Here is a 19,911-nt window from a genome sequence, read left to right as displayed (position 1 = left end):
ACGGGTATGGCGTACGACATCGAACGCTACCTCAACATCCGGAGCGCCGGCGGCCCCTCCTTCGGCCCGAACGGCCGACTCGCGTTCCTGATGGACACCACGGGAACGAACCAGGTGTGGCAGCTCGACGAACCCGAGGCGTGGCCGGACCAGCTCTCCTTCCACGAGGAGTCCGTCTCCTTCGCTTCCTACTCGCCCACCCGCGAGGAACTCGTGTACGGGATGGACGAGGGCGGGAACGAGAAGACCCAGCTCTTCCGGCTGAGCGCGGACGGCAGCGAGGACGTCGCGCTGACGGACGACCCGGAGAGCATCCACCAGTGGGGCGGCTGGAGTCACGACGGCGAGCAGTTCGCGTTCACCGCGAACCGGCGCGTCGAAGCCGACTTCGACGCGTACGTCCAGCGCCGCGACGAGACCGGCGAGGACGCCGAACTCGTGTTCGACGGCCGCGGGATGGACTGGCTGGGCGTCGCCGGATGGAGTCCCGACGACGACCGGCTCGTCCTCCACGAGATGCACTCGAACCGCGACCACGACCTCTACGTCCTCAACCTCGACACCGGCGACTACGAGCACGTCACGCCCCACGAAGGCGACGTGCGGTACGGGAGCGTCGCCTGGCATCCGAGCGGCGAGTCGCTCCTCGTCTCCACCGACCACGGCGCGGACACCCAGTACCTCGCCGAACTCGACCTCGACACGCTCGCCCTCGAAACCAGAGTCGACGGCGACGGCTGGAACGTCGAATCTCTCGCCGTCGACCACGACTCGGGGACGCTCGCGGCGGTTCGGAACGTCGACGGATACAGCGAACTCACGCTCCACGACCTCGCGGACTGGACCGAACACGCGAGCCCCGCCCTCCCGAACGGCGTCCTGATGGGACTGAGCTTCGGGCCCGACGCCGAGGAGGTCGCGGCCGCCGTCTCCGCGCCGACGGAGAACACGAACGTCCACGTCTTCGACACTGAGACCGGCGAGAGCACGCGCTGGACGGACGCCGCCACCGCCGGCATCCCCAAATCCTCCTTCACGACGCCCGACCTCGTGCACTTCGAGAGCTTCGGCGTTGACGGGCGTAGCCCGTCCGCCCGGGAGACGGAGTCCCCCGTTGCCCTCGAAATCCCGGCGTTCCTCACGCTCCCCGACGACCCCGGCCCCCACCCCGTCATCGTCGACATCCACGGCGGCCCCGAGGCCCAGCGCCGCCCCTACTTCCTCTCGCTGCGCCAGTACTTCGTGGACAACGGCTACGCCGTCTTCGAACCGAACGTCCGCGGAAGCTCCGGGTACGGCGCTGAGTACATGAACCTCGACAACGTCGAAAAGCGGATGGATTCCGTCGCGGACATCGCCGCCGGCGTCGACTGGCTCACCGACCGCGGCGACGTGGACGATGACCGCATCGTCGCGTACGGCGGCTCCTACGGCGGGTTCATGGTGCTCGCCGCGCTCACCGAGTACCCCGACCTCTGGGCGGCCGGCGTCGACGTGGTCGGCATCGCGAACTTCGTCACGTTCCTCGAAAACACGGGGGAGTGGCGGCGCGAACATCGCGAAGCCGAGTACGGCAGCCTCGACGAGGACCGCGAGTTCCTCGAGTCCATCAGCCCCATCAACAACATCTCGTCGATCCGCGCGCCCCTGCTCGTCATGCACGGCGCGAACGACCCCCGCGTCCCCGTCGGCGAAGCCGAACAGGTCGCGGAGGAAGCCGCGGAACACGTCCCCGTGGAGAAACTCGTGTTCGAGGACGAGGGCCACGGCTTCAGCAAACTCGAGAACCGCATCACCGCCTACCGGACGACGGTCGAGTTCCTTGACGAACACGTCTAGGGCGATACTTTTTGTAGCGTGCCCGCGCTCGAAGGGCGTATGGACACGCGACGGGTCGGCGTCCGGTTCGCGCTGGCGCTCGCGGCGCTCGCTCTCGTCGGGTACGTCGCGGGCGCGGACCGCGTGTTCGACGCGCTCGCCGGCACCGACGCCGGCTACGTCGCGCTCGCCGTCGCCACCTCCATAGTCTCGCTCGTCTGCTTCGTCGAGACGTTCGTCCACGCCGTCAGCGTCGTCGAGGACCGCGGGATGCGCGCCCGCGCCACCTACCTCGCCGGGTCGTTCGCGCGGAACGTCCTCCCCTGGGGGAACGTCGCGAGCGCCACACTCGTCACGTACGCCGTCTCGCGGGACGCGAACACGGGCTACGAGCGCGCGCTCGCCGCCGTCGCCGCCGACGAGTACGTCACCACCGCCACCTCCTTCGTCGCCGTCGCGGTCGGCGCCGCGTTCGCCGTGTCCGGCGGCACCGGCGACCTCGCCACGCTCGCCGCCACCGTCGGCGTCGCCGGCCTCGCGGTCGTCGCGGGCGTATTCGCGGTCGCGCACGCCCGTCCCCGCGGCCTCGTGGCCGCCGTCACGGCCGTCACCGACCGCCTCCAGCGCGTCGCCGTCCGGGTCAGTCCGCGCGCCGCCACCGTGCTCGACCGCGAGAACATCTCCGCGCGCCTCACCGGGTTCGACCACACCGTCCGCGCCATCGCCGCCGACCGCGTCCGCCTCGCCGCTATGCTCGGGTTCTGCCTCGCCGGCTGGGTCACGCTCGCCGCCACCCTCCACTACGCCGCCGCCGCGGTCGCCCTCTCCGTGCCGGTGTCGCTCGCGCTCGCCGTCGTCCCGCTCGCCGGCCTCGCCGCAATCGTCCCGCTACCAGGCGGTATCGGAAGCGTGGACGCCGCGCTCCTCGGTCTGCTCGTCCTTACGACGGGCGAACCGACGGCGCTCGCCGCGGCCGCGGCGCTCCTCTATCGACTCGTCGGATTCTGGCTTCACTTCGCTATCTCCGCGGTCGCGGTCGCGTTCGCCCCGATTCCCCTCGATTTCAGATGACGCCGGTCTTCGCCGCGACTTCGAGCGCCGCATCCTCGCTGATGCCCGCGCCGAGAATCGTGTAGCGGTCCCGAATCTCGTGCGCGGACGTGAGCGCCTCGAGGACCTCCTCGTCGCTCACGCCGAGTTCGTCCGCCGTCGTCGGCGCGTCGATGGACGCGAGCGCGTCCCGCACCGCCGTCCAGTCCCCGCGCTCGCCCGAATGCAGGAACTCACAGAGAATCGCGCCGACGCCGACCTGATGGCCGTGCAGGGCCTTCCCGGGCGCGATGCGGTCGAGCTGATGGCTGAACAGGTGTTCCGCGCCGGACGCCGGCCGCGACGACCCGGCGATGCTCATCGCGACGCCCGAGGAGACGAGCGCCTTCACCACCACCCACGCCGACTCCTCCAGTCCGGGCTTGATGGAGTCCGCGTTGTCCACCAGCATCTCCGCCGTCATCTCCGACAGCGACGCCGCGTACTCCGAGTACTCGACGTTCCGAAGCCGGTTCGCGAGCCGCCAGTCCTTCACCGCGGTGTAGTTCGAGATGATGTCCGCACAGCCCGCGGTCGTGAGCTCCCACGGCGCGTCCGCGATAACGCCGGTGTCCGCGACGACCGCGAGCGGCGGGTCCGCCGACACGGAGTGCCGAGTGTCGCCCTCGGGGACGCTCCCGCGTCCGGAGACGATGCCGTCGTGGCTCGCCGCCGTCGGCACCGACACGAACCCCAGGTCGAGCGTGTCGCTCGCCATCTTCGCGATATCGATTGCCTTCCCGCCGCCGACGCCCATCAGGAAGTCAGCGCTCGTCTCCTCCGCGCTCGCGATGACGCGCTGCACGGCGTCGAACGACGCCTCGTCCACCGTCACGATAGACGGGTTCCGGCCCGCGTCCTCCAACTGCGCGACGATGTGCGCGCCCGCCACCTCGCGCGGCGTCGGACTCGTCACCACCAGCGGGTCGCCCGTGAGATGCACGTCGTCGAGGACCGCGCGCGTCTCCCCGAGCACGTCGTGCCCGATGACGACGTTCCGCGGGAGACGGATCCACGAGGATTTCTCGAACATACTGGTGGGTCACCCCGAACTCCTATACGCCTTTTCCTAAACCGTGTCCAGCACGTCCAGCAGGCGCTCCTCCGTCTCGCGCTCCGGCCCCACGTCGTCGCCGTCGCGGTCGCTCTCGACGCTCTCGCCGACCGTGCGCTCCATCGCCTCCGAGACGGGCGTGGACTCCCAGCCGACGCTCTCGGCCCTGTGTGTGTCGAGGACGTGCGGGTACGGCCGGTAGAGCGGGAAGTCCGTCGGGTCGAGGCCGACCGTCGAGAGTTCGCGTTCGCTCGCGTGCACGACCTCCACGTCGGTATCGAGAGCGCTCGCGATCTCCTTCACGGTTCGTTCGAGCGTAATCGAGTTCTGGTCGCCGGCGTTGTACGCCTTCCCCGGCGTACCGTTCTCCGCGACGAGGCGGAGGAGGCTCGCCACGTCCTCGACGTAGACGCGCTGCCAGACGTTCGTTCCGTCGCCCGGCACGACAACGCGGTCGTGTTCCTCGACGCGACTCACCCAGTAATCGAGGCGCTCCGTGTAGTCGAACGGCCCGTACACGACGGTCGGGCGGACGCTCATCGCGTTCACGCCGCGGTCCGCGCCCTCGAACACCGCGCGGTCGCCCTCCGCCTTCCGATTTCCGTAGGTGTCGTAGGAGTCGTCAACGGCCTGGTCGGGCGTGCAGTCCTCGATGGGCGTCACGCCCTCGCGCTTCGGGAGGTCGTCGCGGGCGTACGCCGCCCCCGACGAGACGTAGACGTACGCGTCCACGTCCGCGAAAATTTCGACCGCGGACCGCACCTCCTCCGGGTGGTACGCCGCGAAGTCGAACACCACGTCCGGCTCGACCTCGCGCTTCGCCGACAGCAGTTCCTCGTCGTTGTCGCGGTCGCCGCGAACGTGATGCACGTCGGCGTAGTCCACGAACGGGTTCTCGTGACTCCCGCGGTTGAACAGCGTCACCCGGTAGTCGTGCTCCAAGAGCTCCTCCACCGTGTGGCGGCCGATGAACCGCGTGCCGCCGACGACGAGTGCCGAATCCATACCGCGAAAAAACGCCGCGCGCGAGTTAAGTGTGGGTGGCCCGCGGTCGAACGGGTGGCCCGCGGTCGGGTGGGCTGCCCGGAGTCAATCCGCGCTCCCGGTCGCGCCGAGGCGACCGTCCAGGTTCTCGACCGACGCCGGGAGGTCGGTGCGCGCGTCGTCCTCCGGGCGCTCCTCGATGGCCGCGCGGTACGCGTCCGGCATCACCTTCGTGAACGCCGACAGCGCGTCCTCCCAGTCGTCGAGGAGGTCGCGTGCGCGCTCCGAGTCCGTGTGGGCGGCGTGGTTCTCCACGAGCCGCCGGAGCACCGTCCGGTCGCGGTCGTCCAGTTCGGATTCGAGGCTCACCATGCCCTTGTTCGTCTGCGCGTCGAGGTCGCCGTCCGGGTCGAAGACGTACGCCACGCCGCCGCTCATGCCGGCGGCGAAGTTCTTTCCCGTGTCGCCGAGCACGGCGACGACGCCGCCCGTCATGTACTCACAGCCGTGGTCGCCGACGCCCTCCACGACGGCTTTCGCGCCGGAGTTCCGGACGCCGAAGCGCTCGCCGGCGACGCCGTTCACGTAGAGTTCGCCATCGGTCGCGCCGTACAGCGCGACGTTCCCGACGAGCGTGTTCTCCGCGGGGTCGAACCCGGCGTCCGCGGGCGTCGACACGACCACGCGGCCGCCCGACAGCCCCTTCCCGACGTAGTCGTTCGCCGCGCCGTCGAGGTCGAGCGTCAGCCCCGACGGAAGCCACGCGCCGAACGACTGGCCCGCCGTCCCCGTGAGGTCCACGTGGAGCGAGTCGTCCGGCAGGCCGTCGCCGCCGTGCCGGCTCGACACCTCGTGGGAGAGCCGGCCGCCGACGGTCCGGTCCTCGTTCGTCACGTCCGCGGACACCGTCGTCGGCTCGCCGCCCGCGAGGGCCTCCTCTGCCTCGGCGGCGATGGCGGTGTCGAGGTGGTCGTCGAACGGCACGTCCTGTTCCATCGTCTTGTACCGGTCGTCGCCCGACGGCTCCGCGAGCACCTGCGAGAGGTCCATGTGCTTCGCCTTCGGGTGGTCGGTTTCCGTCTGTTCGAGCGCGTTCACTCGACCGACCATCTCGTCCACGGACTCGAATCCGAGGTCCGCCATGACCTCACGGAGTTCGCGGGCGATGAAGCACATGTAGTTCACGACGTGCTGGGGTTCGCCCGCGAACCGTTCGCGGAGGTCGGGGTCCTGCGTCGCGATACCCACTGGACACGTGTTGTTGTGGCACTGTCGCGCCATCACGCACCCGGACGTGACGAGCGACCCGGTGCCGAACGCGAACTCCTCCGCGCCGAGCAGGGCCGCGATAGCTACGTCTCGTCCGGTCTTCAGGCCGCCGTCGGCGCGCAGCGTCACGCGCGACCGCAGTCCCGTCTCGCGGAGGAGCTGGTTCGCCTCCGCCAGCCCGAGCTCCCACGGCAGGCCCGCGTGCTTGATGGAGGTCTTCGGGGACGCGCCCGTTCCGCCGGAGTGCCCGGAGATGTGGATGCAGTCCGCCTTGGCCTTCGCACAGCCCGCGGCGACCGTGCCGATGCCCGCCTCGGAGACGAGCTTGACGTGCACGCGGGCGTCGGGGTTGCTCGCGTTCAGGTCGAAGATGAGCTGCTTGAGGTCCTCGATGCTGTAGATGTCGTGCTGTGGCGGCGGACTGATGAGGCCGACGCCCGGCGTCGAACACCGGACATCCGCAATCATCTCGTTCACCTTCTTCCCCGGGAGGTGACCGCCCTCGCCGGGCTTGGAGCCCTGCGCCATCTTTATCTGGAGGTCGTCAGCCGACGATAGGTACTCCGAGGTCACGCCGAACCGACCGGACGCGACCTGCTTGATGCGGCACTCGCGGTCGGTCCCGAAGCGCTCCGGCGGTTCGCCGCCCTCGCCCGTGTTCGCCTTCGCGTCGATCTCGTTCATCGCGCGGGCGTTGTTCTCGTGGGCCTCCGGACTGAGACTCCCGAGGCTCATCGCGGCCGTCGAGAACCGCTTTACGATGTCCTCGACGGGCTCCACGTCCTCCACGGGAATCGGCTCCCTGTCGGAGTCAAATTCGAGGAGGCCGCGCAGGGTCTGGAGTTGCTCGTTCTGGGTGTTGATGAGTTCCGCGTACTCCTCGAACTGCTCGTAGTCGCCCGAGCGAACCGCGCCTTGGAGCGTGTGCACGGTCTCCGGGTTCCACTGGTGGAAGATGCCGTTCGACCGGTTCGTGAACTCGCCCTGCCGGTCGAGGTCGACGTCGTCGTCGTACGCGGTCGCGTGGCGCTGCCGGAGGTCGGCTTCGATTTCGTCCACGCCCACGCCCTCCGTGCGGTTCGGCGTGCCCGTGAAACAGTCCTCTACGAGGTCGGAGTCCAGTCCCACGACTTCGAAGATTTGCGCGCCCTGGTAGGACGCGACCGTCGAGATGCCCATCCGGGCCATCACCTTCCGCAGCCCCTTCTCCATCGCGGCGACGTAGGACTCGACGGCGCGGTCCATGTCCCCGTCCTCGTCCATGAGGTCGGTGACGGACTGGATGGCGAGGTAGGGGTTCACCGCGCCCGCGCCGTACCCGACGAGCGTCGCGAGGTGGTGGACCGTCCGCGGGTCACCGGACTCCACGACCAGTCCGACGCGCGAGCGCAGGCCCTCGCGGACGAGGTGGTGGTGGACCGCACCGGTCGCGAGCAGGCTCGGGACGTGCAGGCGGTTCGCCCCCAGTTCGCGGTCGGAGAGCACGAGCACGTCCGCGCCGTCCGCGATGGCGTCCTCGGCGTCCTCCCGGAGGCGCTCGATGGCGTCGTCGAGGCTGCCGCCCATATCGAACGTCGTGTCGATAGTGCGGACCTCGCGTCGGCTGTCTCGGACGCCCGCGAGGTCGTCGTCAGTGAGCACGGGCGACTCCAGGACTACCTGCCGGGCGTGCGCTTTCGACTCCGAGAGGAGGTTTCGCTGGCGGCCCAACCGGGTCTCCGTGCTCGTCACGAGGTCCTCGCGGAGGTAGTCGATGGGCGGGTTCGTCACCTGCGCGAACAGCTGGCGGAAGTACGTGAAGAACGGACGGTTGAACTCGGAGAGCGCCGCGAGCGGCGTGTCGTCGCCCATCGACCCGACCGGGTCTTCCCCGTCTACCGCCATCGGCTCCACGAGTTCGTCGAGTTCGTCGTGCGTGTACCCGAACGCCGCTTGGCGCGCCCGCAGTTTCTCCACGGGGTCCTGGGGGAGCGGGTCGTCGCCGTCGACGTGTTCCTGTTCCGCGTCCACCCACTCGCCGTACGTCTCGTCGGTGAGGTCGTCGAACACCTCGTCGTCCGGAATCACGCGTCCCTCCTCGGGGTCCGCGACGAACAGCTGGCCGGGGGTGAGCCGTCCGCGCTCGCGAACCTCGCTCGCGGGCGTGTCGAGCGCGCCAGCCTCGCTCCCCATCACGAGGCGGTTGTCCTCGGTGACCTCGTACCGGCACGGACGCAGGCCGTTCCGGTCGAGCGCCGCCGCGATGCGCTCGCCGTCCGTCCCAACCACGAGGGCGGGGCCGTCCCAGGGTTCGACGAGCGACGCGTGGAAATCGTAGAACTCCTTTCGCGACTCCGCCATCGCGTCGTCGTCCTGCCACGCTTCCGGAATTAGCATCCGGAGCGCGTGCGGAAGGCTGCGCCCGGTCTCGGTGAGGAGTTCGAGCGCGTTGTCCACGCTCGCCGTGTCGGACTGCTCGGGGTCGTCGATGATGGGCCGCACCGTGTCGAGTTCCTCGTCGGTGAGGTTCGATGCGTCGAGGTCGGCCTCCCGGGCGCGCATCCAGTTGACGTTGCCCTTGATGGTGTTGAACTCGCCGTTGTGGATGATGTTCCGGTAGGGGTGCGCGAGGTGCCACGCGCCGAGCGTGTTCGTGGAGAATCGCGCGTGCACCATCGCGAACGTCGTCTCCATCCGGTCGTCACGGAGGTCGGGGTAGTAGTCGCGGAGTTGCGTGCTCTTGAGGAGACCCTTGTAGACGAGCGTGTCCTCGTCGAGCGAGCAGACGTAGAAGCGTTCGTGGTCGACGGCGTCCTCGACGGCGTTCCGGGCGACGTAGAGGTTCGCGTCGCCGGCGACGAACGCCTGCGCGACGTGCGGTTCGGACTCCACGGCGGTCGCGCCGAGGTCGCTGTTGTCCGTGGGGACGTCTCGCCACGCCAGCGTGTCGAGGCCGTACTCGGCGAAGACGGATTCGACCGTCTCTACTACCGACTCGCGCTCGGCGTCGTCCTGCGGGAGAAAGAACTGGCCGACGGCGTACTCGTCGGGGAGGTCGAGCGCGTCGTCGAAGAAACGCCGCGGAGTCTGGAGGAGGACGCCCGCGCCGTCACCGGTGTTCTCCTCGGCGCCGGTGGTGCCGCGGTGTTCGAGGTTCTCGAGGAGGTCGATGCCGTCCGAGAGTACGTCGTGGCTTCGCCCTCCGTCGAGGTCCATTACTACCCCGACGCCGCAGTTCGCGCTGGCGTCAGAGGGGTCTGCGAGAAGCTCATTGTTCCCCATAGGTGTGTGCCATCAGTTGCCACGAACAGGGAAAAACCCACCCCTGATAGTATTACGCCATATTAGCCCTGTGGAAGGGCGTATTATGGCCTAATATGTCTTGGCGAAGTACGCGGTTTTCGACGCTTCTTCGCCGCAAAGTGTACACTCGTCCGCATCTGGTTCGTGTTCTTCGTCGAACGGAACCATCACGATTTCCGCGGCAATTTTCTCCTTGATGACTTGCTCGCACGCCTCGTCGCCACACCACGGCGTCTTCACGTACCCGCCGTGCTTCCCGATGGTGCCCAGGATTTCCTCCGGCGAATCGGCTTCGCGGACGTTCTCCTCCAGGTTCTCCTCCGCGGACTCGTACAGTTTCTCCTGCACAGCGTCGAGGTGTTCGTCCACCGAGTCCACGAGTCCCTCGCGGTTCACGACGGACTGCTCGCCGTCCGGCCGGTGCGCGAACGTCAGCTCCTCGTCCTCGACCTCGTTCGGGCCGATTTCGATGCGGAGCGGGACGCCCTTCAACTCCCACTCGTTGAACTTGAACCCGGGATTGCGCTCGTCGCGGTCGTCGAGGTGGACGCGCACGCCCGCCTCCTCCAGTTCCGCCGCGACCTCCGTCGAGTACTGGAGCACGTCCTCCTGCGTGTCCTCCTGCCAGATCGGCACGATAACGACCTGCTCGGGCGCGACCGTCGGCGGCAGCACCAGCCCCTGGTCGTCAGAGTGAGTCATGATGAGGCCGCCGAGCGCGCGCCACGACAGCCCCCACGAGGTCGTGTGCGCGACCTGCTCTTCCTCGTCCTCGTCCACGTATGTCAGGTCGTACGCCTCCGCGAACGACTGCCCGAGGTCGTGGCTCGTCGCGCCCTGCAGGCTCTTCCCGTCCGGCATCAGTGCCTCGACGGTCGTCGTCGTCTCCCCGCCCGGGAACTTATCGTGCTCGGGCTTCCGGCCGCGCATGACCGGAATCGCCAGCACGTCCTCGTACAGGTCCTCGTACTGCCCGAGGCGGGTGACCGTCTCGTCCCACGCCTCCTCCGCGGACTCGTGGGCCGTGTGGCCCTCCTGCCAGAGGAACTCCTTCGTCCGGAAGAACGGCTTCGTCTCCGTCGCCTCCCACCGAACCACCGAACACCACTGGTTCAGTCGGAGCGGAAGGTCGCGGTGGCTTCGCGTCCACTGACTCATGTACGGCGTGATGATGGACTCGGACGTGGGGCGGACGGCGAGGCGCTCCTCGAGTTCCTGGTTTCCGCCCTCGGTCACCCACGCGACCTCGGGGTCGAAGCCCTCCACGAACTCGGACTCCTTGTCGAGGTAGGACTCGGGGATGAACATCGGGAAGTAGGCGTTGTCCACGCCCGTGCCCTTGAACCACTCGTCGAGGTTCTCCTGCACCTTCTCCCAGAGCGCGTACCCGCGGGGGCGGGTGACGATGAACCCGCCCATCGAATCGGGGCCGTAGCTCGCGAGGCCCGCCTTCCGCACGACCTCCGAGTACCACTTCCCGGGGCTGTGCTCCTTGCTCTCGGTGATTCCGAGCTCCTGCTCGTTGTCGCTCATTACGCGAAGAGTCGCCGGATACAGCCTTAAATCCCGTGAAGCCCGCCTGTCCGACGGGAGTGGCCGAACCACGTCTCGCGCTGGACCTCCTCTTAGTCGTTGCGACGGGAGACTTATGTGGTATGAGAACGTCCCACAGGATATGGGCGACACGAAACGTGGTCGCGAGCGGAAAGGCATGAACAAGCAGACGCAGCGCCGCCTCCGCATCGAGCAACGCGAACTCGAAGCGAACGACGAACCGCCGACGACCGAGGACGACGAACTGTCCATCGGGGACTAAGTATCGCGGAACGGACACCTATTGCGAAGTCTTTTATAATCAGCGATGAATAGTGGATAGCAAGCGGGTTTTCCAGACACTGTTCCCGCGGACGTGCCGGACCGGCCGGACGCGCCGCTCTCCCACGATGATACCACACCTCCGGTCAGTGACCCCACATACTCGCGTCGATTACGGCGCGCTCCCGTGGGGTGGCCGGGACCCGGAACCCGCAGTTCGCGTACTATGAGTACGGTAGACCAGCAACTCGAAGACCTGCACGAAACGATAACGAACGAGATACCACCGGACATCACCGTCACGGAGGTCAAGTACGAGGGGCCCGAGCTCGTCGTGTACACGCGCGACCCGAAGAAGTTCGCGCAGAACGGCGACCTCATCCGGAACCTCGCCTCGAAACTACGCAAGCGCATCACCGTCCGTCCGGACCCGGACGTGCTCACGCGCCCCGAGAAAGCACGGGAGGCCGTGATGGACGTGATTCCCGACGACGCCGGCGTCACCAACCTCGACTTCCACGAGGACACCGGTGAGGTCGTCATCGAGGCCGAGAAGCCCGGAATGGTCATCGGCCGCCACGGGAGCACGCTCCGCGAAATCACGCAGACCTCCGGCTGGACGCCCGAGGTCGTGCGCACGCCGCCCATCGAATCCTCGACGGTGTCGAACGTCCGGAACTTCCTCAAGCACGAGCGCGAGGAGCGACGCGACATCCTCGAGAAGGTCGGCCGCCAGATCCACCGCGAGGAACTCTCCGACGACGAGTACGTCCGCATCACGACGCTCGGCTGCTGTCGCGAGGTCGGTCGCGCGAGCTTCATCCTCTCCACGCCGGACACGCGCATCCTCATCGACTGCGGGGACAAACCCGGTGCGGACGGCGAGGTTCCGTACCTCCAAGCGCCGGAAGCCGTGCCGCTGAACTCCATCGACGCGGTCGTGCTGACGCACGCCCACCTCGACCACTCCGCGTTCATCCCGCTCCTGTTCAAGTACGGCTACGACGGCCCCATCTACTGCACCGAACCCACCCGCGACCTGATGGGACTGCTCACGCTCGACTACCTCGACGTGGCGGCCAAAGAAGGTCGAAACCCGCCCTACGAGTCCGAGATGGTGCGGGAAGCCATCAAGCACTGCATCCCCCTCGAATACGGCGACGTGACGGACATCGCGCCGGACGTGAAGCTCACGCTCCACAACGCCGGCCACATCCTCGGGAGCGCCGTCTCCCACTTCCACATTGGTGACGGCCTCTACAACGTCGCGTTCTCGGGCGACATCCACTACGAGCCCACGCGGCTGTTCAACGGCGCGGTGAACGACTTCCCGCGCGTCGAAACGCTCGTCATGGAGTCCACGTACGGCGGACGGAACGACTACCAGACCGACCAAGAGGACTCCGAGGAGAAACTCAAACGCGTCATCAACGACACGTACGAGCGCGACGGGAAGGTCGTAATTCCCGCGTTCGCGGTCGGCCGCAGCCAGGAGATCATGCTCGTCTTGGAGGAGGCGATGCGGGAGGGCGACATCCCCGAGATGCCCATCCACTTGGACGGCATGATTTGGGAGGCGACCGCCATCCACACCACCTATCCCGAGTACCTCCGGGACGAACTCCGGGACAGAATCTTCCACGACGACGCGAACCCCTTCCTCGCCGACCAGTTCAACCACATCGACGGCGGCGAGGACGAGCGGCAGGAGGTCGCGGACGGCGACCCGTGCATCATCCTCTCCACGTCCGGCATGGTCACCGGCGGCCCGATCATGAGCTGGCTCGAACACCTCGCGCCCGACCCCGACAACCGACTCGTGTTCGTCGGCTACCAGGCGCAGGGGACGATGGGGCGCCGCATCCAGTCCGGCCGCGACGAGATAGCGATGCCGGGCGACCGCGGGCGGAACGACCGCCTCAAGCTCCGGATGGACGTCGAGACCGTGGACGGGTTCTCCGGCCACGCGGACCGTCAGGGCTTGGAGGACTTCGTGCGGACGATGAACCCGCGGCCCGAGAAGGTGTTGTGCGTGCACGGCGACGAGCGCTCCACCCAGGACCTCTCGAGCGCGCTCTACCACGAGTACAACATGCGGACGTTCGCGCCGAAGAACCTCGAAACCTTCCGATTCCTGTAGGAAACGTTCACGAATTACGAGGGATAGGCGACACCTAATTGTGTCTTCCTCCGCCTACCGGGAGTATGTCTCGGGAGACGGCGGACATCTCCGTGCTCGTGGTGGACGACGAGCCGGGGATGGCGAACCTCGTTTCGACCTACCTCCAGCGGTTCGACGACACGCTCGCCGTCGACACCGTTTCGAGTCCGCGCGAGGCGTACGACCGCCTCAACCACGTGGACTGCGTCGTCAGCGACTACGACATGCCGGACGTGGACGGCCTCATGTTCCTCGAAGCGGTGCGCGCCGACCACCCCGACCTCCCGTTCGTCCTGTTCACCGGCCGCGGCTCCGAGGACATCGCCGCGGACGCCATCACGGCCGGCGTCACCGACTACATGCAGAAGGGCTCGGGAACCGACCAGTACCGCGTGCTCGCCCAGCGAATCCGGAACGCGGTCGCGCGCTACCGGCTCGGCGAGGCCGCGGACGCGGCGACCGACCGCGCCGAAACCATCCTCGAAGCCTCCCCCGACCCGATTCTCGTCACCGCGAACGAACGGGTGACGTACGCGAACCCGGCCGCCGTCGACCTGCTCACGGCGGCCGGCGACGGTGACGTGACCGGGCGCACTCTCGACGACGTCTTCCGGTCGCCGCCCGCGCCGCCGACCGACCCGGACGCGGTCGAACGCCTCGTCGCCACCGCCGGCGACCAGCGCGTCCCCGTGGACGCGACCGCGCGCCGCGTCGACTGGGACGGGACCGAAGGCGTGGTTCGCGTCCTGCGGAAGGCCGCGAACCAGCCCGTAACCGACGGCGCGACCCCCGCCCGGGGCGAGCACACACCCTTCGAACGTATCCAGCGCGAGGCGTTCGACCGGATGACGGACGCCGTGTACGCGCTCGACGACGACTGGGAGTTCACGTTCGTGAACGCCCACGCCGAAACGCTCCTCCAGCGCGACCGGGACGCCCTCCTCGGCACCGAGCTCTGGGAGGCGTTCCCGGAAGCCGCGGACACGGTGCTTCACGACCGCTTCATCGAGGCTGTCGAGTCGAACGACCCCGTCTCTTTCGAGGTGGAGTACCCGCCGCTCGGTGGGACGTTCGACGTCCGCGTCTTCCCCTCGACGACCGGTCTCACCGTCTACTTCCGGGACGTGACCGACGAACGCCGCACCGCCTCACAACTCCGCGAGAGCGTCGACGCGCTCCACCGACTCTACGAGGTCACGTCCGACCGCGAGCGCTCGTTCGGCTCGAAACTCGAAGCCGTCCTCGACATTGGCACCGACTACCTTTCGCTCCCGTTCGGGTTCGTCTCCGAACTCAGCGAGACGACGCAGACCGTCGTCGCCGCCACGGGCGACCATCCGCTTCTCCAGCCGGGCGAAACCTGTCCGCTCGGGGAGTCCTACTGTCGGAAGACTGTGGAGACTGACGACGGATTGCTCGCCATCGAACACGCGGGCGGCGACTGGGCCGACGACCCCGCGTACGAGACGTTCGGCCTGGAGACGTACGTCGGCGGGCGCGTCGTCGTGAACGACGACCTCTACGGCACGGTATGCTTCGCGTCCGACACCGCCCGCGACCGCGAGTTCACGGAGATGGAGACGACGTTCGTCGAACTGCTCACGCGCTGGCTGTCCTACGAACTCGAACACCGCGAGTACCAAGCCGACTTAGAGGCGACGAACGACCAACTCGAAGAGTTCGCGAGCATCGTCAGCCACGACCTCCGCAATCCCCTGACGGTCGCGTCCGGCCACCTCGACCTCGCCCGCCAGGAGTACGAGAGCGACCACCTCGAACGGGTCGCCGAAGCCCACGACCGAATGGAACGCCTCATCGAGGACATCCTGACGCTCGCCCGGGACGGCGACATGATAGACGAACTCGCCCCGGCCGCGGTCGGCGGCGTCGCGGAGTCCGCGTGGCGCACCGTCGACACCGACGGCGCGACCCTCGACGCCACCGCCACCGGCGACGTGCTCGCGGACGCCAGCCGCCTCACCCAGCTCTTCGAGAACCTCTACCGGAACGCGATAGAGCACGGCGACCACTCCGTGACTGTCACCGTTAGCGACATCGAGGACGGGTTCGCGGTCGCGGACGACGGCCCGGGATTCGGGGATGTGGACACCGACCGACTGTTCGACGCCGGGTACACGACCAGCGAGGACGGCACCGGCCTCGGCCTCCGCATCGTCGCACGCATCGCCGATGCGCACGGCTGGACGGTCGACGCGATGGAGAGCGACTCGGGCGGCGCGCGCTTCGAATTCACGGGCGTCGAGCGCCCCTAGACCCGTGTACGGCTTCGTCCGGAGAGCGGGTGACGTGGCGCTCGGCGTCTAGACGAAGCCGTATCGGAGAGCGATCCAGCCGATGGTGCTGATGAAGAGAATCGGGGGGAGAATCATGAACCCCCAGAGCCCGTCGAGTCCCCACAGGAGGAGGAGGACGACGTCCGCGATGCCGAGCGCGAGGAACGGCGAGATGTAGAGGAACGCCCGCTTCCGGGAGCCGGTCTCGCGGTCGTCCTCCGGCGTTGGCGCGGCCATACTCTCGGGTTGGGCGCGTGGCGTGAAAAGCGCCGCGTTCGAGCGTGCGCCGCGAAACCCCGGACTTATAGAGTCTCTCAGTCCTACCTCGGGGTATGGTTGGACTTTCAGACGCGAACACGGCGGAGGAAGCCGGGGACCCGAACCCGGTATTTCAGTGGGTCTACCTGAACCAGTTCAAGCTGAAGCTCGTGCTCGTGGACGTGCTCGTCATCGCGCTCGGGTTCGCTATCGCGAAGTTCTTCGGGAACGACTTGGCGCAGGTCGTCGCCGCGATGCTCATCTGGTTCGGACTCCTGTTCGGGCTCACGGGCGTCGTTCTCTACGCGTACATCCGGTTCAGCGCGTGGCGGTCCGACCGGTAGACGCACGACTTTTCTCCCCGCGATACCTTCCTCGGCTATGTCCGATCGAATCGCGTCCGACAACCCCGCGGTCGAAACGGTCACCGCGACCATCGGCCGGTACGGCGGCACGACGCGACCCCAGATAGAACTCCCCGCGGACGACGCCGCGCGCGTCCCGGTCGGGGAGGTCGTTCGACTCGTTCTCGACGGTACCGAGTACCGCGTTCGCATCGAGGAGAGCGGCGGCACGCCGGTGATTCGGGGCGCGTACGAGACGCCGCGGCTCGCGCGAGCCCCCGGTGAGGGCGAGAACCACCTGATTTCGTGGCTCGACGGCACCGACCTCGACATCGGGCGGTCGGTGTACGTCGACATCGTCGAAGAGGGGTACGCGTACGGCCTCCGCGAACCGGGGACGACCGCGTACTACGACGCGACCGAGAAACCGAGTGACAGCCTCGCGGACATCGCGCGCGACCTGGACGGCTAGTCGAGGTCGCGGAACACCGCGCGGTAGTCGGCGTCGTCGAATTCCGTCGAGATATCGTCCGTGCAGTCGCGGCGCTCGCGGATGCGTTCTGCCACGTCGTCGAGCGCGTCCTCGTCGCCGTCGGTGAGGAGGTCGGCGCGGCGCTCGCAGAGGTCGAAGAGGTCGTCGACGACGACCTCGTACGCGACGCGGCGTGCGACCCGCAGGACGCCCGCCCGAATCTCGTCCGCGGACGCCGTCCCGGGGAGCGCGTGGTCGACGCCGCGCGTGGTCTCGTCGTGGTCGCTCAGAAGGAGGATACCGCAGTCGTAGCCGTGCGTTCGCACGTGTTCGACGACCCGGTGGAGCGCGAGGTCGGCGGTGTCGTCGAGCACGACGACGTCGATGGTGTCGTCCACGTCGTCGAGCGTAGCGCCGGTCTGCACGTCGTGGTCGGCGCTCGCGGCGTACTGGCGTACCGAGTCCTGTGGGTCGCCCAGCGCGAGCACCGCTACCGTGTCAGCGCGTTCCGGCATCGTCGCTTCTCGGTTTGTGTCACTGCGTTCTGTGTGAATAAGTCTTCCGTCGACGCCCTCTTCCGGTTTCGTCGTTCACCCGTGCGGTGTCGACATCGCGGAAGGCGGCGCGGAAGTCGTCGGCCGCGAACTCGGCGACCGTCGTGTCGAGCGCAGCGGCGACGGCGTCGATGCGACGGGAGAGCGCGCTGACCGCCTCGGAGCGGTCTGTGGTCCCGTCTATGAGGTCGGCGCGGCGCTTGCACAGCGCGAAGAGTTCGTCGAGGTCGGCGTCGTACGCGGTGTGCGCGAGCAGGGATTCGACGGTGGTCGCGACGCTCTCTCGGTCGACGGGGTCGGGGATGCACGCGTCCGGGCCACGGGTGGTGGCGTTCCGGTCGGCGCCGAGTAGGGCGACGCGTGCGCCGTGACGGTGGCTTTGCGCGACGAGGGCGGCGCCGTCCCCGTGTCGGCCCGCGCCGAGGAGGAGGACGTGTACGTCGTCCGAGATGGCGTCCGCGGCCGCCTGCTCGGTTTCGGCGGTGCGGACCTCGTAGCCCGGGAGCCACGACTGGTAGCGGTCGTGTCGGTCGGCGTTGTCGACGACGAGAACGGTTGCACGCGGCGTTTTCCCCACCATACGAGGATAATCTTCTTCCCATTTGGGGATAAAATTATTGGTCTGACAGGCGATGGGTGGGTTCCGTAGGTGGGTTCTAAACCTTACGTTCGAACCGGCGAAGTTTCGGCCGGGCTAAAAAGGCTGGATGTGGGGCGTAGGAACCTCATACCGGCAATCCTTGTGTGTTAGGGTTACACAAGGTTTGCGAAAGGTTTAAGTTTGTTTCGCACCTATCGATGGTTAGGAAGCGTGAGGGAAAGGCGTTTGAAACTTTCCCTCGCTTTCGGAGATTCACCATGAGCGAGACAACGATACGAACGTACTCCAGCGACCGCCAGCGCACCGAGGAAGAGACCAGCGACGAACAGGAACACACCAACACGTGTCCCGAATGTGATGGGAAGCTCGTCAACGACGAGGAACACGGCGAGACCATCTGTTCGGAATGCGGCCTGGTCATCGAGGAGAACGGCATCGACCGTGGGCCGGAGTGGCGGGCGTTCGACTCCGCCGAGAAGGACGAGAAATCTCGGGTGGGTGCGCCGACGACGAACATGATGCACGACAAGGGCCTCTCCACCAACATCGGCTGGCAGGACAAGGACGCCTACGGCAACAGCCTGAGTTCCCGCCAGCGCCAGAAGATGCAGCGCCTGCGCACCTGGAACGAGCGCTTCCGCACCCGGAACAGCAAGGAGCGGAATCTGAAGCAGGCGCTCGGCGAAATCGAACGCATGAGCAGCGCCCTCGGCCTCCCGAAGGAAGTCCGCGAGACGGCGTCCGTCATCTATCGCCGCGCGCTCGACGAGGACCTCCTCCCCGGCCGCAGCATCGAGGGCGTCGCCACCGCGTCCGTCTACGCGGCGGCCCGCCAGATGCAGACGCCGCGCAGCATCGACGAGGTCGCGACCGTCAGCCGCATCGACGAGATGGAGTTCAAGCGCACCTATCGCTACATCGTGCGCGAACTCAGCCTCGAAGTCGCGCCCGCCGACCCCGCGAGCTACGTCCCCCGGTTCGCGAGCGAACTCGACCTCAGCGACGAGGTCGAACGCCGCGCCCGCGAACTCCTCTCGAACGCACAGGAACAGGGCGTCACCAGCGGGAAGTCGCCTGTCGGCCTCGCCGCCGCCGCGATTTACGCCGCGAGCCTGCTCGTGAACCAGAAGGTCACGCAGAGCGAGGTCAGCGCCGTGACCGACGTGAGCGAAGTCACCATCCGCAACCGCTACCAGGAACTCCTGGAAGCCACCGAGGTCGGCGCGTAACACCGCCGGCGGTCGCTGACTCTCGCTCTCTCCGTTCTTCTGTTCGTATTTTGACTACTCGATTTCGACGTGCTTCTCACCCGCTCGGATAGCCGCCGGTACGTGATTCTGTTCCGGTGGCACGGGGCTCGCGTAGCTCTCGTCCAGCACGCAGAAGGGCAGGTAGGCGAGGTTGAAGTCCAGCGCGACCTGGCTCCCCGACTCCACGCCCTCGACATCGAGCTCGACGTACCGCCCGATTTGGGGGGTTTCGTCGCCGCTCGTTTCGTCCGTGAACGGCACGAACAGGCCGTCTTGGTTCGGCGCGTGGTACGCCGCGAGCACGTGGTGGTCGCCGTCGAGCGTGAATCCGAGCGTCGCGGCGCGCTCGTACTCCGCCGCGGGGCCGCGCGTGAGTTCCACCCGGACGACCTCGGGGTTCTGGGCGCGCTGGAGGCGCGCGACCACCCGGAACTCGGGGTCGATGTCGTAGAATTCGAGGTCGTCGCCGGTCTCGGGAAGTTCCATGTTCTCCCGGACGAACCGGCGCTTCTCCGCGCGGTGCTCGCTGACGCGCTCGCGCCACGCGTCGAGGTCGAGGTCGGATTCGGCCATACCCGGGATTTCCGGCGGAGCGCCGTAAGCGGTGCGTTCGTCGACTGCGACTCGGAGTGCGAGTCACCCACAAGCGGTTTGTGCATCGGGAAC

General features: G+C 67.6%; 16 protein-coding genes. 8 read left to right on the top strand and 8 right to left on the bottom strand.

What is annotated here, in order from left to right; genetic code table 11:
* The first annotated feature begins 6 nt into the window (after positions 1 to 6).
* Both ACOZ4O_RS04535 and ACOZ4O_RS04530 read left to right on the top strand, forming a co-directional pair.
* Positions 7 to 1,839, top strand: coding sequence for a S9 family peptidase (locus ACOZ4O_RS04535; RefSeq protein WP_424524125.1), 1,833 nt, complete (start codon positions 7 to 9; stop codon positions 1,837 to 1,839).
* A gap of 39 nt (positions 1,840 to 1,878) precedes the next feature.
* On the top strand, positions 1,879 to 2,889 hold the full coding sequence (locus ACOZ4O_RS04530; RefSeq protein WP_424524124.1) for a flippase-like domain-containing protein: 1,011 nt from the start codon (positions 1,879 to 1,881) through the stop codon (positions 2,887 to 2,889).
* On the opposite strand, the gene ACOZ4O_RS04525 is transcribed toward ACOZ4O_RS04530, so the two are convergent.
* The 4 genes from ACOZ4O_RS04525 to proS all read right to left on the bottom strand — a co-directional run bounded on the left by ACOZ4O_RS04525 (position 2,882) and on the right by proS (position 11,029).
* Positions 2,882 to 3,940, bottom strand: a complete 1,059-nt coding sequence (locus tag ACOZ4O_RS04525; RefSeq protein ID WP_424524123.1) for an NAD(P)-dependent glycerol-1-phosphate dehydrogenase — start codon at positions 3,938 to 3,940, stop codon at positions 2,882 to 2,884. The genes ACOZ4O_RS04530 and ACOZ4O_RS04525 overlap by 8 nt on opposite strands.
* A gap of 36 nt (positions 3,941 to 3,976) precedes the next feature.
* On the bottom strand, positions 3,977 to 4,966 hold the full coding sequence (locus ACOZ4O_RS04520; RefSeq protein ID WP_424524122.1) for an NAD-dependent epimerase/dehydratase family protein: 990 nt from the start codon (positions 4,964 to 4,966) through the stop codon (positions 3,977 to 3,979).
* An 84-nt stretch (positions 4,967 to 5,050) separates the two neighbouring features.
* Complete coding sequence (gltB, locus tag ACOZ4O_RS04515; RefSeq protein ID WP_424524121.1) at positions 5,051 to 9,409, bottom strand: glutamate synthase large subunit; 4,359 nt, start codon at positions 9,407 to 9,409, stop codon at positions 5,051 to 5,053.
* 156 nt (positions 9,410 to 9,565) lie between these two features.
* The gene (gene proS, locus ACOZ4O_RS04510; protein WP_424524120.1) at positions 9,566 to 11,029 is read right to left on the bottom strand and encodes a proline--tRNA ligase; all 1,464 of its coding nucleotides are present in this window, start codon (positions 11,027 to 11,029) and stop codon (positions 9,566 to 9,568) included.
* Positions 11,030 to 11,171: 142 nt separating this feature from the next.
* On the opposite strand from proS, the gene ACOZ4O_RS04505 reads away from it, so the two are divergent.
* From ACOZ4O_RS04505 to ACOZ4O_RS04495, 3 genes are all read left to right on the top strand, one after another.
* Entirely contained in the window at positions 11,172 to 11,312 is a 141-nt protein-coding gene (locus ACOZ4O_RS04505; RefSeq protein ID WP_424524119.1) for a hypothetical protein, read from the top strand.
* A gap of 225 nt (positions 11,313 to 11,537) precedes the next feature.
* Entirely contained in the window at positions 11,538 to 13,451 is a 1,914-nt protein-coding gene (locus ACOZ4O_RS04500; RefSeq protein ID WP_424524118.1) for a beta-CASP ribonuclease aCPSF1, read from the top strand.
* Positions 13,452 to 13,516: 65 nt separating this feature from the next.
* A complete protein-coding gene (locus ACOZ4O_RS04495) occupies positions 13,517 to 15,745 on the top strand; it encodes a response regulator (protein ID WP_424524117.1) in 2,229 nt (742 codons plus the stop codon).
* A gap of 48 nt (positions 15,746 to 15,793) precedes the next feature.
* Here ACOZ4O_RS04495 and ACOZ4O_RS04490 read toward each other — a convergent pair whose 3' ends face one another.
* Entirely contained in the window at positions 15,794 to 16,003 is a 210-nt protein-coding gene (locus ACOZ4O_RS04490; protein ID WP_424524116.1) for a hypothetical protein, read from the bottom strand.
* 95 nt (positions 16,004 to 16,098) lie between these two features.
* On the opposite strand from ACOZ4O_RS04490, the gene ACOZ4O_RS04485 reads away from it, so the two are divergent.
* Positions 16,099 to 16,368 carry a hypothetical protein gene (locus ACOZ4O_RS04485; protein WP_424524115.1) on the top strand — a complete coding sequence of 90 codons (270 nt, stop codon included), beginning with the start codon at positions 16,099 to 16,101 and terminating at the stop codon, positions 16,366 to 16,368.
* Positions 16,369 to 16,405: 37 nt separating this feature from the next.
* Positions 16,406 to 16,840, top strand: coding sequence for a DUF7112 family protein (locus ACOZ4O_RS04480; RefSeq protein ID WP_424524114.1), 435 nt, complete (start codon positions 16,406 to 16,408; stop codon positions 16,838 to 16,840).
* On the opposite strand, the gene ACOZ4O_RS04475 is transcribed toward ACOZ4O_RS04480, so the two are convergent.
* Entirely contained in the window at positions 16,837 to 17,355 is a 519-nt protein-coding gene (locus tag ACOZ4O_RS04475) for a hypothetical protein (RefSeq protein ID WP_424524113.1), read from the bottom strand. The two genes, ACOZ4O_RS04480 and ACOZ4O_RS04475, sit on opposite strands and share 4 nt — an antisense overlap.
* A 19-nt stretch (positions 17,356 to 17,374) precedes the next feature.
* Entirely contained in the window at positions 17,375 to 17,974 is a 600-nt protein-coding gene (locus tag ACOZ4O_RS04470) for a HalX domain-containing protein (RefSeq protein WP_424524112.1), read from the bottom strand.
* 278 nt (positions 17,975 to 18,252) lie between these two features.
* Here ACOZ4O_RS04470 and ACOZ4O_RS04465 point away from each other — a divergent pair, with 278 nt between their 5' ends.
* Positions 18,253 to 19,224 (top strand): transcription initiation factor IIB, encoded by a 972-nt coding sequence (locus tag ACOZ4O_RS04465; RefSeq protein ID WP_424524111.1) that lies wholly within the window; start codon positions 18,253 to 18,255, stop codon positions 19,222 to 19,224.
* 54 nt (positions 19,225 to 19,278) lie between these two features.
* Here ACOZ4O_RS04465 and ACOZ4O_RS04460 read toward each other — a convergent pair whose 3' ends face one another.
* On the bottom strand, positions 19,279 to 19,818 hold the full coding sequence (locus ACOZ4O_RS04460) for a DUF1684 domain-containing protein (protein WP_424524110.1): 540 nt from the start codon (positions 19,816 to 19,818) through the stop codon (positions 19,279 to 19,281).
* Positions 19,819 to 19,911: the final 93 nt, after the last annotated feature.

Source organism: Salarchaeum japonicum, from assembly GCF_049705945.1.
Taxonomy (GTDB): domain Archaea; phylum Halobacteriota; class Halobacteria; order Halobacteriales; family Halobacteriaceae; genus Salarchaeum; species Salarchaeum japonicum_A.
This window is presented reverse-complemented; position numbering and strand designations above follow the sequence as displayed.

Bases quoted from the DNA above. Each gene is read 5' to 3' on its own strand.
- ACOZ4O_RS04535 (WP_424524125.1), top strand. From the start codon at position 7: ATGGCGTACGACATCGAACGCTACCTCAACATCCGGAGCGCCGGCGGC.
- ACOZ4O_RS04530 (WP_424524124.1), top strand. From the start codon at position 1,879: ATGGACACGCGACGGGTCGGCGTCCGGTTCGCGCTGGCGCTCGCGGCG.
- ACOZ4O_RS04525 (WP_424524123.1), bottom strand. From the start codon at position 3,940: ATGTTCGAGAAATCCTCGTGGATCCGTCTCCCGCGGAACGTCGTCATC.
- ACOZ4O_RS04520 (WP_424524122.1), bottom strand. From the start codon at position 4,966: ATGGATTCGGCACTCGTCGTCGGCGGCACGCGGTTCATCGGCCGCCAC.
- gltB (WP_424524121.1), bottom strand. From the start codon at position 9,409: ATGGACCTCGACGGAGGGCGAAGCCACGACGTACTCTCGGACGGCATC.
- proS (WP_424524120.1), bottom strand. From the start codon at position 11,029: ATGAGCGACAACGAGCAGGAGCTCGGAATCACCGAGAGCAAGGAGCAC.
- ACOZ4O_RS04505 (WP_424524119.1), top strand. From the start codon at position 11,172: ATGGGCGACACGAAACGTGGTCGCGAGCGGAAAGGCATGAACAAGCAG.
- ACOZ4O_RS04500 (WP_424524118.1), top strand. From the start codon at position 11,538: ATGAGTACGGTAGACCAGCAACTCGAAGACCTGCACGAAACGATAACG.
- ACOZ4O_RS04495 (WP_424524117.1), top strand. From the start codon at position 13,517: ATGTCTCGGGAGACGGCGGACATCTCCGTGCTCGTGGTGGACGACGAG.
- ACOZ4O_RS04490 (WP_424524116.1), bottom strand. From the start codon at position 16,003: ATGGCCGCGCCAACGCCGGAGGACGACCGCGAGACCGGCTCCCGGAAG.
- ACOZ4O_RS04485 (WP_424524115.1), top strand. From the start codon at position 16,099: ATGGTTGGACTTTCAGACGCGAACACGGCGGAGGAAGCCGGGGACCCG.
- ACOZ4O_RS04480 (WP_424524114.1), top strand. From the start codon at position 16,406: ATGTCCGATCGAATCGCGTCCGACAACCCCGCGGTCGAAACGGTCACC.
- ACOZ4O_RS04475 (WP_424524113.1), bottom strand. From the start codon at position 17,355: ATGCCGGAACGCGCTGACACGGTAGCGGTGCTCGCGCTGGGCGACCCA.
- ACOZ4O_RS04470 (WP_424524112.1), bottom strand. From the start codon at position 17,974: ATGGTGGGGAAAACGCCGCGTGCAACCGTTCTCGTCGTCGACAACGCC.
- ACOZ4O_RS04465 (WP_424524111.1), top strand. From the start codon at position 18,253: ATGAGCGAGACAACGATACGAACGTACTCCAGCGACCGCCAGCGCACC.
- ACOZ4O_RS04460 (WP_424524110.1), bottom strand. From the start codon at position 19,818: ATGGCCGAATCCGACCTCGACCTCGACGCGTGGCGCGAGCGCGTCAGC.